The sequence below is a fragment of the uncultured Brevundimonas sp. genome (assembly GCF_937863155.1).
Lineage (GTDB): Bacteria > Pseudomonadota > Alphaproteobacteria > Caulobacterales > Caulobacteraceae > Brevundimonas.
This window is the reverse complement of the sequence record NZ_CALMFB010000029.1, coordinates 1-11,814: the sequence shown is the minus strand read 5'-3', so window position 1 is coordinate 11,814 and position 11,814 is coordinate 1. Positions and strand designations below refer to the sequence as shown.

Genomic DNA, 11,814 nt, shown 5'->3' with positions numbered 1-11,814 from the left:
TGGCGCGGCCCAAGCGCAAGCGGCGGGCGTCCAACTTCCTGGCCGAGGCTTCGGCCCTGACCGCCGGCGACCTGGTGGTGCACCTGGACCACGGCATCGGCCGCTATGAGGGCCTGCGCACCCTCGACATCCAGCAGGCGCCGCACGACTGCCTGGAAATCCTCTATGCGGGCGAGTCTAAGCTGTTCCTGCCGGTCGAGAACATCGACCTTCTAACCCGCTATGGAACCGACAGCGACGGGGTCCAGCTGGACCGGCTGGGCGGGGCCGGCTGGCAGGCGCGCAAGGCCAAGGCGAAAGAGCGGCTGCGCGCCATGGCCGAGGGTCTGATCGCCCTGGCCGCCAAGCGCGCCCTGCGTTCGACCGAATCCATCACCCCGTCGTCCGGCCTGTTCGACGAATTCTGCGCCCGCTTCCCGTATGAGGAGACCGAGGACCAGCTGAACGCCATCGGCGACGTTCTGGAGGATCTGGGCAAGGGCCAGCCGATGGACCGGCTGATCTGCGGCGACGTGGGCTTCGGCAAGACGGAGGTGGCCCTGCGCGCCGCCTTCGTCGTGGCCATGAGCGGCAAACAAGTGGCCATCGTCGCGCCGACGACCCTGTTGGCGCGCCAGCATTTCAAGACCTTCTCCGAACGCTTCGCCGGCTGGCCGGTCAAGGTGCGCCACCTGTCGCGCATGGTCACCGCCAAGGATGCGGCCGAAACCCGCGCGGGCCTGAAGGACGGCAGTTTCGAGATCGTGGTCGGCACCCATGCGGTGTTGAGCGATCAGGTCGGATTCCGCGATCTTGGCCTTGTTATCGTTGATGAAGAGCAGCATTTCGGCGTCAAGCACAAGGAGAAGCTGAAGACCCTTCGGGCCGATGTCCACCTGCTGACCCTGACCGCCACCCCCATCCCGCGCACGCTTCAGATGGCCCTTTCGGGCATCCGCGAAATGTCGATCATCGCCACGCCCCCCGTGGATCGTCTGGCGGTGCGGACCTATGTCACGCCGTGGGAGCCGGTGCTGGTGCGCGAGGCCCTGCTGCGCGAGAAATATCGCGGGGGCCAGGCCTACTATGTTGCGCCGCGCCTGAAGGATCTGCCGGATATCGAACGCTTCCTGCGCGAACAGGTCCCGGAGGTGAAATTCGTCGTCGGCCACGGCCAGATGAGCCCGACCCAGCTGGAAGAGGTCATGACCGCCTTCTACGACGGGCAGTATGACGTGCTGGTCTCGACCACCATCGTCGAATCCGGCCTGGACATCCCGACGGCCAACACCCTGGTGGTCCACCGCGCCGACATGTTCGGCCTGGCCCAGCTGTATCAGATCCGCGGCCGCGTCGGCCGGTCCAAGGCGCGGGCCTTCGCCTATCTGACCACCGATCCGAACAAGCCCATGACCCTGTCGGCCGAGCGGCGGCTGCAGGTGCTGCAATCGCTGGACAATCTGGGCGCCGGTTTCCAGCTGGCCAGTCACGATCTGGACCAGCGCGGCGGCGGCAATCTCTTGGGCGACGAACAGTCGGGCCATATCCGCGAAGTCGGCGTCGAACTGTATCAGCAGATGCTGGAAGACGCCGTCAACGAACTGCGCGAGGCGGGCGAGGGCGCGCCGGACCACGGCTGGTCGCCGGCCATCAACGTCGGGGCATCAGTCCTGATTCCAGAATCTTATGTTCCAGACCTGAACGTCCGTCTTAGCCTGTATCGCCGTCTGTCCGACGCCGAACGGATGGAGGCCCGCGAGGCTCTGGCCGCCGAACTGATCGACCGGTTCGGCCCCCTGCCGGACGAGGCGAAACAGTTGCTGCGCATTGTCGGGATCAAGGCCAACTGCCGCACCGCCTGTATCGAGAAGATCGACGTCGGGCCGCTGGGCGCCGTCCTGACCCTGCGCGACAACCGCTTCCCCAATCCGGTCGGTCTGGTCGGCCTGATCCAGAAGAACCACGCCTATTGGAAGATCCGCCCCGATCAGAAGATCGTGGTCAAGGGCGACTGGCCCACGCCCGACGACCGGCTGAAGGTCGCCGAACGCATCACCGCCGACCTGGCGCGGGTGGCCGGGGCCTGATCTTCAAACCTCGACGCGGCGGGTCAGATTGGCCGAGGCCAGCTCCAGCAGGGCGGCCGGGCTGACGTCGGCGCCCAGTTCGGCGCAGCCCACGTCGAACTCGACCACGAAGGGCGAACGGTCCGGGCCGGCGTCGAAGGCGGTGCAGCCGATCACCGCCGCGATCCGTTCGGCCGCCAGTCGCGCCGCCGGGCCGGACGTGGCCGGCAGGGCCAGGGCGAACACCTCGGACGCCAGGCGGGCGGCCGTGTCCTCGACCCGCACCAGGCGCGACACCATGGCCCCGATCTGCGGCATGGCGCGGTCCAGCCAGCCGCCCTGTCGCGCCGCGCGCACCGCCTCGGTGTCGGCGACCCGCAGGACGCAGGCCGACAGGGCGCGCTTGCGCGCCCGCGATCCCTGCGCCACTCGCGTCAGATGGGCGGCGAACAGGTCGGGCGTGAACAGGCCGGTGGACGGGTCCATCAGGCCCGAGGTCCGCACGGCGTCCAGAGCGCGGCGCACCGCCTGATCGCGCCTATGGGTGCGCGCCAGGCCCATAACCCGCGCGGCGGTTTCGTCTTCCGACGTCTCGGCCGTGGCGACGTCGGCCAGGCCGCGATTGTACAGCTCGCTCAGATTGATCTCGCCTGAGCCGCGCAGATAGAGCACCAGCGGAATGTGATACAGGCGCGTGTTCCGCTTCATGCCCGAGGCGATGGACAGGGCCGGGGCATGATCCTCGCCGCCCCACAGGATGGCGGCGTCAAAGGCGCTTTCGTGCAGATAGTCAAAGGCGGTGTAGGGGGTCGGCGCGGCCACCACTTCGGCGCCCTGTTCGGTCAGGGCGTTGGACAGGGCCAGAAAGCGCCGGTCAGCGGCGCCGGCGGCCAGAACGCGGATAGGGGCCTCGGTTTCGGTGTCGGCGCTCAGCAGCACTTCGCGCGCGGCGAAGGTCTGGCGGCGCAGGTTGAACTCTTCCTGGGCGATGGCCGCGCGCGACAGTTGCTCCAGCCGCAGGGCCGCCTGGGCCGGATGCGGCATGGCGCGCATCACCAGATCGGCGGCTTCGGCGTCGGCGGCGCCCGGTGCGCCCACCACGATCACGGGCAGGCGGCGGGGCAGGGCGGCGTCGCGCAGGGCCGTCACCACGCCCGGCGCCAGCCCTTCGACCTCGACCAGGGCAGCCTCCAGCGGCAGGTCTTTCAGCGTCGCGGCGCCCGAGGCGGCCGACCGCGCCGTCACCGTTCGCCAGCCCAGGGCGTCCAGCCCCTGACACAGGGCGTCGGCCCGATCGTCGGTCGCGGCCACGACCAGAATACGCGGATCGGACAGCAAGGGCGGTCTCCAGCAATCACGGCGACTCTCGCCGCGAGCGGGCGGACCATAACGACGGCGCGCTTTCGGATGCAATGGCGCGTTGCGTCCGGCTGTTGATGAGCGTTTGATGCGGGAATCGCGTGGGGCGCGGGAGACGGGCTGTTGAATTCATCCACCGGCGAGATGGCGACGCCATCGTTCTGGGGCCGCCTGGCCGTGCGCGCCTTTGCGCGCAGCTGGGGCCGGGACGTGATGCTGTACACCGGCGGCGTGTCCTTCTTCGCCCTGCTGGCGGTGTTTCCGGCCATCGCCATCCTGATCGGCCTCTATAAGGTCGGCCTGTCGATCGGCCCGGTCAGCCAGCAGGCGGCGGCCCTGGCCGATGTGCTGCCGCATGCGGCGCGCACCATCTTCCTGAACGAAATCGAGCGGCTGGCGTCCACGTCGGCGCGTGCCGTTTCGGCCCAATCGGCCTTCGCCCTGATCATCGGCGGCTATGCGGCGCACCGGGGTTTCAAGGCCTTGCTGGCGGGTCTTAATCTCATACATGACGAAACCGAGCCGCACGGCTTCTTCAAATTCAATCTGCTGGCCTTCTTCGTGGCCCTGTTCGCCTTTGCGCTGTTCACCCTGGTGTCAGGGGCGGTGGTGACGGCGCGGCTGGTGCTGCATGCCGGCAATGCGGCCAGCGGCGCGACCAGCACAGGCGGCGGCCTGCCGTTCGACGGCCTGTTGCCGGCGGTCGGTCTGGCGGTCGGTCTGACCCTGCTTTACCGCTACGCCATGAGCCACCGCACCCGCGTTGCCTGGACGCCCGCCATCGTGGGCGGGGTGGTGGCGACCCTGCTGTCGACCGTCTCGTCGTGGCTGTGCGCCTTCTATGTCGAGAAGATCGTGGAGCTGGGCGCCACCTATGGCTCGGTCGGCGCGGTGGTGGTTCTGCTGATCTGGTTGTCGTGGAACGTCAACGCCATCTTCTATGGCGGGGCCTTCGCCACCGAGATGGAGATCGCCTGGCGCGCGCGGGGCGCCCCGGTCATCGACGAAGACGCCTCGGCCGAGGTGGTCAGCCTGTCGGCGCGGCGGGCGTCGCGACGGTGATGGCGATCACGCCGTCGGTCTCTTCGACGGACAGAACCTCGCCCCCCAGCTGCTGCATCAGATAGGGCGCGTCGATCCGCGCCATGGGGTCGGTGGCCCAAAGGGTCAGCCGCGACCCCGGCGCCGCCGTCTCCAGCGCCTTGCGCAGTCGCAGGGTCGGAACCGGGCATCTGTGCCCCCGCGCATCGACGATCACCCCAGCCGCTCCAGCAGCATCTGAAGCGCCTGACGCACGCTGGCCAGACGCACCGCCTCGCGGCCGATGTCGCCGAACCGCCGCTGGACATGCACCGTCCCATCCGGCCCGGCCGCCGCGAAATGCACCAGGCCCACCGGCTTGTCCGGCGAGCCGCCGCCGGGTCCGGCCACGCCGGTGATCGACACCGAAGCCTGAGCGTCCGACTGCGCCACCGCGCCGTTCGCCATCTCCAGCGCCGTCTGGCGCGACACGGCGCCGTGCGCGTCCAGCGTCGCCTGGGCCACGCCCAGCATCCGCATCTTGGCGGCGTTGCTGTAGGTGACGAAGCCCTGGTCCACCGCCGCCGACGACCCGGCCACCGCCGTCAGGGCGCCCGCGACCAGGCCGCCGGTGCAGCTTTCGGCCGTGGCGATCATCAGGCCGCGTTCGGTCGCGCGGGCGACGACGCGGCGGGCCAGGGTATCGATCTCTTCAGGAAACATCGGCTATCCGCAACACAGGCGAGTCGGTCTAGCGTCCCCCATCGGGCGCTGTCGACCGCGCCGCGGGTTTTTCCGCCTTCAGGGGGACTGAATGACCGACGCCGCCATGGACGCCACGCCCGGCCGGGGATCGCGCCTGACGCCGGCTCTGTTCGCCCTGGCCATCTTCACCTCGGCCTCGCTGGTGTTCGTGGTCCAGCCGATGGTGGCCAAGCTGGTGCTGCCGATGCTGGGCGGATCGCCGTCGGTGTGGAACACCTCCATGGTCTTCTTCCAGGCGGCGCTGCTGGGCGGCTACGCCTATGCCCACCTGCTTCAGAGGATCGGCTCGATCCGCATTCAGGTCGGGGTGCACCTGGCCCTGCTGGTCGCCGCCGCCCTGTTCCTGCCGCTTCAGATCAGCGGGCTGCTGGGCGAGCCGGACCCCGGCGCGCCGATCGGCTGGCTTCTGGCCACCCTGGCCCTGTCGGTGGGGGCGCCGTTCGGCGTGCTGTCGGCCACGGCGCCGCTGTTGCAGGCCTGGTATGCGCGGGTGCGGGCCGGTCATGCGGACGGCCAGAACCCCTATGTCCTTTACGCCGCCTCCAACCTGGGCAGCTTCCTGGCCCTGCTGGCCTATCCGCTGCTGATCGAGCCGCTGGCGACCCTGGGCGGTCAGCGCGGCGGCTGGAGCGTCGGCTATGGCGTCTTCATCCTGATGGTCGCCGCCCTGGCGGTGGTCGTCTGGCGCAGTCGCGATGCGGCCGAGGAGCCGCCGCCCCTGGCCGTCAGCCCGCCCATCGCCTGGATGGACAAGCTGAAGCTGGTGCTGCTGGCCGCCGCGCCGTCCAGCCTGATGCTGGGGGTCACCGCCCATCTGTCGACCGACGTGGCCTCGGCGCCCTTTTTGTGGGTCGTGCCACTGGCGCTGTACCTGCTGACCTTCGTCATCGCCTTCCAGACCCGGCCGGCCCTTCCGCTCTGGCTGACCCTGTCGATCCAGGGGGCGCTGGCGGCGGCCTGCATCATGCTGGTGGCGTTCCGCACCGGTTTCTGGCCCATGCTTTTCGCCATCCATTTGGCGACCTTCTTCTTCACCGCCCTGATGTGCCACCAGCTGCTGGCCGAGCGGCGGCCCGCGCCGGACCGGCTGACAGAATTCTATCTGCTGCTGTCGCTGGGCGGGGTGGTCGGCGGGGCGTTCACGGCCCTGTTGGCGCCGGTGATCTTCAAGACGGTGTGGGAGTATCCGCTGGTGCTGGTGCTGGTCGGGCTGGCGCGGCCGTGGCGGCGCGATCCGGTTCAGCGGCGCGAGATCATCGGCTTTGTCGCCGCCCTGCTGATCGCCGTGTCGCCGGCCGTGCTGTCGGCGGTGTTCCAGGCGGACTGGGACCTGGCCTGGGCCTTCAACCGCATGGTCGACTGGGACATGCAGCAGCTGACCATCACCATCCTGGGCGGGGCGGCCATCGGCGCCTTCCTGTTGCGGGACCGGCCGCCGGCCTTCGTCATCCTGCTGGCGGCCATGGCGCTGACGTCCCACTATATCGCGCGCGGCTATGACGCCCGCCTGTCGGAACGCAGCTTCTTCGGCGTGATGAAGGTGGCCGAAACCAACGATCCGCGCCTGGGCGGGCCGGTGCATGTGCTGATGCACGGCACCACCCTGCATGGGGCCCAGCCGCGCAACGGCGCCAACGCCTGTCTGCCGACCCTGTATTACGCCCCCTCGACCCCCATCGGTCAGGCGGCCCTGGCCCAGCGCCAGAAGCCAGGCGCCGTGATCGGCGTGGTCGGCCTGGGGACCGGCGCCTTAGCCGGATACAAGCGCGCGTCCGACACCCTGACCTTCTTCGAGATCGACCCCCTGGTCGACCGGCTGGCGCGCGATCCGCAGTGGTTCACCTTCATCTCGGACTGCGCCGAAGGGCCGGTGCGCACCGTCCTGGGCGATGCGCGCCTGACGCTGGGCAAGGAGGGCAGGGGGACGTACGACCTTCTGGTCATCGACGCCTTCTCGTCCGACGCCGTGCCGACCCATCTGCTGACCCAGGAAGCGATCCAGCTGTATCTGGACCTGCTGAAGCCCGACGGCGTGGTGGTTCTGCACCTGTCGAACCGCAATCTGGAGATCACCCTGCCGGCCCAGGCGGCGGCCCAGGCGCTGAAGGTCCCGGCCCTGCACCAGATCTATCGCGAAAGCACCGATGCGCCCGAAATGGCCGAGGCCTCGACCGAGGCCCTGATCCTGTCGCCGACCGAGGCGGGGCTGGCGGCCTATCGCGCCGACGGCCGCTGGAACCAGCTTCAGGAAACGGACGTGCGGCCGTGGACCGACGACTATGTCAATCTGATCGGCTCGCTGTGGCGGCACATCAGGCGGTGACGGGAAGCTCCACCGTCGCCGCCGCCTGGGCGGCCAGACCTTCGCCCCGGCCGGTGAAGCCCATGGCCTCGGTCGTGGTGGCCTTCACGCTGACGGCCTGAAGCGGCAGGTCCAGCAGGGCGGCGATCCGTTCGCGCATGGCCTGGCGATGCGGCTTCACCTTGGGCCGCTCGCAGATCAGGGTCACGTCCACATGCACGATCACCCCGCCGCGCGCCGCGACCAGACCGGCCGCGTGGCTCAGGAAACGGTCCGACGACGCGCCCTTCCACTGCGGGTCGGTGGGCGGGAAATGGTCGCCGATATCGCCCTCGCCGATGGCCCCCAGTATGGCGTCGGTCAGGGCGTGCAACCCCGCGTCGGCGTCGGAATGGCCGATCAGGGTCTGATCGTGCGGCACCTCGACCCCGCACAGCCAGACCGCGCCGCCCGGTCCCCAGCGGTGGGCGTCGAACCCCAGGCCCACATGGGTGCGACGGGGGATCAGGGCCTCGGCCATGGCGAAATCCTCAGCATAGGTCAGCTTCATCAGGCGGGGGTCGCCCGCGACCACGGCCACACGCCCGCCGGCGGCGCGCACGGCCTCGGCCTCGTCGGTGGGCGGCTCGGCGCCGGTCCAGGCGGCATGGGCGGCTTCGACCAACTGTCGGCGGAACGCCTGGGGCGTCTGGGCGCGCACCAGGCCGTCGCGCGCCACGCTGTCGCCCACGGCGCCATCGTCTGCCCGTCGCAGACTGTCGGCCACCGCCAGGCCGGGCAGGGCGCCGTCCGCCCCTTCCAGAGCCTCTAGCAGCCGTCCGATCACCGCCCGGTCCAGCAGCGGCCGCGCCGCGTCATGGATCAGTACCGGCTGGTCCGGCCCGCACGTCAGGGCCGCCAGGCCGGCGCGCACCGAGGCCGCCCGCGTCGCCCCGCCGACCACCCCGCGCCAGCCGCTCAGACCGTCCAGCGCCGCCGCCAGCTCATCGTCCGCGCCCTCGGGAATCACCACCACGGCCTCTTGCGCGCCCGCCTCCAGCAGGGCCTGCACCGACCAGCGGACGACGGGCCGCCCGCCCAGGGCGCGCCACTGTTTCGCGCCGCCTGCGCGACGGCCTGATCCTGCGGCGACGATGACGGCGGAAAAGCTCATGCGGGGCTTCTAGCCGCCCGCGCCCGGCCTGTCTCGGTCCTGTTTGACAACGCACGGGGGCGAGGCGAGGCTGGCGGCGGGGAGGACAGATTCATGAACACAACCATCCTGGCGCCGGTGATGGCGCTGGTGCTGTGGTCGCTGGTGATGTGGCTGTGGCTGTACGCCACCCGTCTGCCGGCGATGGTGAAGGCCAAGATCAAGCTGGACCCGACCCAGCCGAAGGAGGCCCTGACCGGCGCCCTGCCGCCGCATGTGCGGTGGAAGGCCGACAACTACAATCACCTGATGGAGCAGCCGACCATCTTCTACGCCACGGCCCTGGTCACGGCGGTGGGCGGCGTGGCCGATCAGACGGCGATCCTGCTGGCATGGACCTATGTCGGCCTGCGGCTGCTGCACAGCCTGATTCAGGCGACGGTTAACATCATCATGCTGCGCTTCCTGGTCTTCACCGTGGCGACGGTGGTTCTGGGCGTGCTGGCGGTGCGCACGGCGCTGGCCATCGTCTGAGGCGTGGACCCGGGGCGCCCGGCGCCCTATTTGCCGGACCATGAGCCGCAGCCTTCAGATCGGCGACGTGACCGTGCCCGGCCGGGTGCTGGCCGCGCCCATGACCGGGATCACCGACCTGCCGTTCCGTCTGCTGGCGGCGCGGCTGGGCGCCCCCTATGTCGCGACCGAGATGGTGGCCTCGGCCGAGCTGGCGCGCGGGCGGCCCGATGTGGTGCGGCGCGCGGCGGTGGGGGCGGGCCTGCCCCTGACGGTGATCCAGCTGGTCGGCGCCGATGCGGACAAGATGGCCCAGGGCGCACGCATGGCCCAGGCGGCGGGCGCCGACATCATCGACCTGAATTTCGGCTGCCCGGCCAAGGAGGTGACCGGCGCCGCCTGCGGTTCGGCCCTGATGCGCACGCCGGACCAGGCGCTGCGGATCATCGACGCCGTCGTCGGCGCCGTGACCCGGCCCGTCACCGTCAAGATGCGCCTGGGCTGGGACGAGACCAGCCGTAACGCCCCGGACATCGCCCGGGGGGCCCAGGCCGCCGGCGTCGCCGCCGTCACTGTGCATGGCCGCACGCGCAAGCAATTCTACACCGGCGCCGCCGACTGGTCTGCGGTGGGCGAGGTCAAGGCGGCCGTGTCCATCCCCGTCATCGTCAATGGCGACATCGTCACGGCCGAGGACGCGCGCGCGGCCCTGGCGGCCTCGGGCGCCGACGCCCTGATGCTGGGGCGCGGGGTCTATGGACGGCCCTGGCTGCCGGCCTATCTGGAGCGGGCGCTGGCGGATGGAACCGCGCTTCAGGAGCCGGGGCCCGAGGCGCGGCTGGCCCTGGTGATCGAGCATCTGCGGGCCTCGGCCGCCTTCTACGGCCTGCCGCTGGGGCTGAAGATGTTCCGCAAGCATCTGGGCTGGTATGTCGAACAGGCGCCCTGGCCCGCCGATCCGCTGGATCGCCGCCGCGCCAAGGCGGAACTGTGCAGGTTGGACACGGTCGAAGCGGTGGGAACGGCCCTGGCCGCCCTGTGGACCGGCGTTGTGTCGCGGCCGGGACACTCGCCTGTTGATTTATCGCCACAGGCAGGAGAAGCTGCCGTGGCATGACCGCCACGCCCGCCGTCCTGGACGCTGAAAAACCCCGCGCCTTGCGCTGGGCGCGGCTGGCCGCCGACCGTCTGAAGACGGCCTTTGGCGTGGCCTATGTCGTCGCCGTCCTGGTCACCGGCGCCGCGATCTGGCTGGTGGCGGTGGCGCCCGGCGATACGACCGGCGGCGCGCGGGCCCAGGCCAGCCAGGCGGTGCTGCTGATCCTGATGGCCAATCTGGTGGTCATCATCGGGCTGGCGACCGTGGCGGCGCGGCGGGTTCTGGCCCTGGTGCGCGATCGCAAGGATGCGGGCGCGCGTCTGCATCTGCGGTTCGTCACCGTCTTCTCGGCCGTGGCCCTGGCGCCGGCGATCCTGATCGCCCTGGTGTTCGGCGTCCTGGTCAATCGCGGCGTCGATCAGTGGTTCAGCGACAATGTGCGTTCGGCGGTCGAGAACGGCGCCGATATCGGCCGGGCCTATGTCGCCGACGTCGGCGGCCGGATGGAGCGGGATCTGGAGGCCATGACCGTCGAACTGGAGGGCATCCGTCCCGCCTTCGACAACCGCATACAGTTCACCGGCGTTCTGACCCAGATCGCGGAATTCTTCGGCTATCCCGCCGTCTATATCGTCACCAGCGACGGCCAGGTGCTGGCGCGCGGGGAAACGGCGGCGGCGCCGCCCTATCTGGCTGCGCCCCGGTCAGCGTTCGAGATCGCGGCCGAGGGCGAAACCGTTCCGGTCGAGGTGACCGAAAGCCCCGACGTCGTGCGCGCGGTCTATCCCTTGCCCGAATATGGCGACGCCTATCTGTATGTCGTACGGCCGCTGGCGCCGGGCCTGATCGGCCAGATGCGCAACAGCCTAGACTCGATCCAGGCCTATCGCGAGGCGCAGGAAAGCCGCACCCGCATCCAGGCCGCCTTCGCCCTGTCCTATCTGGAGACGGCCCTGTTGGTGCTGGTGGGGGCGGTGTGGCTGGGCCTGTCGGCGGCGGGGGCCATATCGGCCCCGATCGCGCGGCTGGTGAAGGCGGCCGACCAGGTCGCCGGCGGGGATCTGAGCGCCCGCGTGGACGCCGCCAAGGATCCCGGTGAAATCGCCGTCTTGTCTAATGCTTTCAATCGAATGACGGGTGATCTTCAGGCGCAGCAGGAGGCGTTGAGGGCGGCCAGCGACGAGGCCCAGGCCCGCAGCCGCTTCATCGAGACGGTGCTGTCGGGCGTCAGCGCCGGCGTGATTGGCCTGGATCGTCGCGGGCGGATTTCAGCCATTAACGACAGCGCGCGCCAACTGCTGGCCATCGATGAAGCGGACCTGCACGGCAAGGCCCTGGCCAAGGTGTCGCCGGAACTGGCCGATCTGGTCGGCCGCGCCGAGGCCCATATCGAAGAAGACATCGACGTCAGCCGCGAGGGCGAGACGCGGCGCCTGCGCGTGCGGATCGAGGGCGGCCTGGGCGGCGAAATGGTGCTGACCTTCGACGACATCACCCGGCTGGTTACGGCCCAGCGGAACGCCGCCTGGCGCGACGTGGCCCGCCGCATCGCCCACGAGATCAAGAACCCGCTGACGCC

At 70.0% G+C, this 11,814-nt stretch carries 10 protein-coding genes; 6 read left to right on the top strand and 4 right to left on the bottom strand.

What is annotated here, in order from left to right; all coding sequences use genetic code 11:
• Nucleotides 1–2,066: transcription-repair coupling factor (mfd, locus tag Q0581_RS05170; protein ID WP_298698234.1), on the top strand; the 2,066-nt coding region annotated here is incomplete at its 5' end.
• 3 nt (nucleotides 2,067–2,069) lie between these two features.
• Here mfd and Q0581_RS05165 read toward each other — a convergent pair.
• On the bottom strand, nucleotides 2,070–3,383 hold the full coding sequence (locus Q0581_RS05165) for a GGDEF domain-containing protein (RefSeq protein ID WP_298698232.1): 1,314 nt from the start codon (nucleotides 3,381–3,383) through the stop codon (nucleotides 2,070–2,072).
• Nucleotides 3,384–3,527: 144 nt separating this feature from the next.
• Between Q0581_RS05165 and Q0581_RS05160 the strand changes: the two genes are divergently transcribed.
• The gene (locus Q0581_RS05160; RefSeq protein WP_298698230.1) at nucleotides 3,528–4,466 is read left to right on the top strand and encodes a YihY/virulence factor BrkB family protein; all 939 of its coding nucleotides are present in this window, start codon (nucleotides 3,528–3,530) and stop codon (nucleotides 4,464–4,466) included.
• Here the strand turns inward: Q0581_RS05160 and Q0581_RS05155 are convergent.
• Both Q0581_RS05155 and Q0581_RS05150 read right to left on the bottom strand, forming a co-directional pair.
• Nucleotides 4,432–4,662, bottom strand: a complete 231-nt coding sequence (locus Q0581_RS05155; RefSeq protein ID WP_298698228.1) for a sulfurtransferase TusA family protein — start codon at nucleotides 4,660–4,662, stop codon at nucleotides 4,432–4,434. The genes Q0581_RS05160 and Q0581_RS05155 overlap by 35 nt on opposite strands.
• Nucleotides 4,659–5,147, bottom strand: coding sequence for a CinA family protein (locus tag Q0581_RS05150; RefSeq protein ID WP_298698226.1), 489 nt, complete (start codon nucleotides 5,145–5,147; stop codon nucleotides 4,659–4,661). Before Q0581_RS05150 ends, Q0581_RS05155 begins: the two co-directional genes overlap by 4 nt.
• A gap of 91 nt (nucleotides 5,148–5,238) precedes the next feature.
• Between Q0581_RS05150 and Q0581_RS05145 the strand changes: the two genes are divergently transcribed.
• A complete protein-coding gene (locus tag Q0581_RS05145; RefSeq protein WP_298698224.1) occupies nucleotides 5,239–7,512 on the top strand; it encodes a fused MFS/spermidine synthase in 2,274 nt (757 codons plus the stop codon).
• Here the strand turns inward: Q0581_RS05145 and Q0581_RS05140 are convergent.
• Nucleotides 7,502–8,644 carry a bifunctional 2-C-methyl-D-erythritol 4-phosphate cytidylyltransferase/2-C-methyl-D-erythritol 2,4-cyclodiphosphate synthase gene (locus Q0581_RS05140; RefSeq protein WP_298698223.1) on the bottom strand — a complete coding sequence of 381 codons (1,143 nt, stop codon included), beginning with the start codon at nucleotides 8,642–8,644 and terminating at the stop codon, nucleotides 7,502–7,504. The two genes, Q0581_RS05145 and Q0581_RS05140, sit on opposite strands and share 11 nt — an antisense overlap.
• A gap of 93 nt (nucleotides 8,645–8,737) precedes the next feature.
• Here Q0581_RS05140 and Q0581_RS05135 point away from each other — a divergent pair, with 93 nt between their 5' ends.
• The 3 genes from Q0581_RS05135 to Q0581_RS05125 form a co-directional block, all read left to right on the top strand.
• Nucleotides 8,738–9,157, top strand: coding sequence for an MAPEG family protein (locus Q0581_RS05135; RefSeq protein ID WP_298698222.1), 420 nt, complete (start codon nucleotides 8,738–8,740; stop codon nucleotides 9,155–9,157).
• 40 nt (nucleotides 9,158–9,197) lie between these two features.
• A complete protein-coding gene (gene dusB / locus Q0581_RS05130) occupies nucleotides 9,198–10,253 on the top strand; it encodes a tRNA dihydrouridine synthase DusB (protein ID WP_298698220.1) in 1,056 nt (351 codons plus the stop codon).
• A partial coding sequence (locus Q0581_RS05125; protein ID WP_298698218.1) for a HAMP domain-containing protein occupies nucleotides 10,250–11,814 on the top strand: 1,565 nt, incomplete at its 3' end. The genes dusB and Q0581_RS05125, both read left to right, overlap by 4 nt.

Coding starts and splice junctions, on each gene's coding strand:
- Q0581_RS05150 (WP_298698226.1), bottom strand. CDS start 5,147: ATGTTTCCTGAAGAGATCGATACCCTGGCCCGCCGCGTCGTCGCCCGC.
- Q0581_RS05145 (WP_298698224.1), top strand. CDS start 5,239: ATGACCGACGCCGCCATGGACGCCACGCCCGGCCGGGGATCGCGCCTG.
- Q0581_RS05140 (WP_298698223.1), bottom strand. CDS start 8,644: ATGAGCTTTTCCGCCGTCATCGTCGCCGCAGGATCAGGCCGTCGCGCA.
- Q0581_RS05135 (WP_298698222.1), top strand. CDS start 8,738: ATGAACACAACCATCCTGGCGCCGGTGATGGCGCTGGTGCTGTGGTCG.
- dusB (WP_298698220.1), top strand. CDS start 9,198: ATGAGCCGCAGCCTTCAGATCGGCGACGTGACCGTGCCCGGCCGGGTG.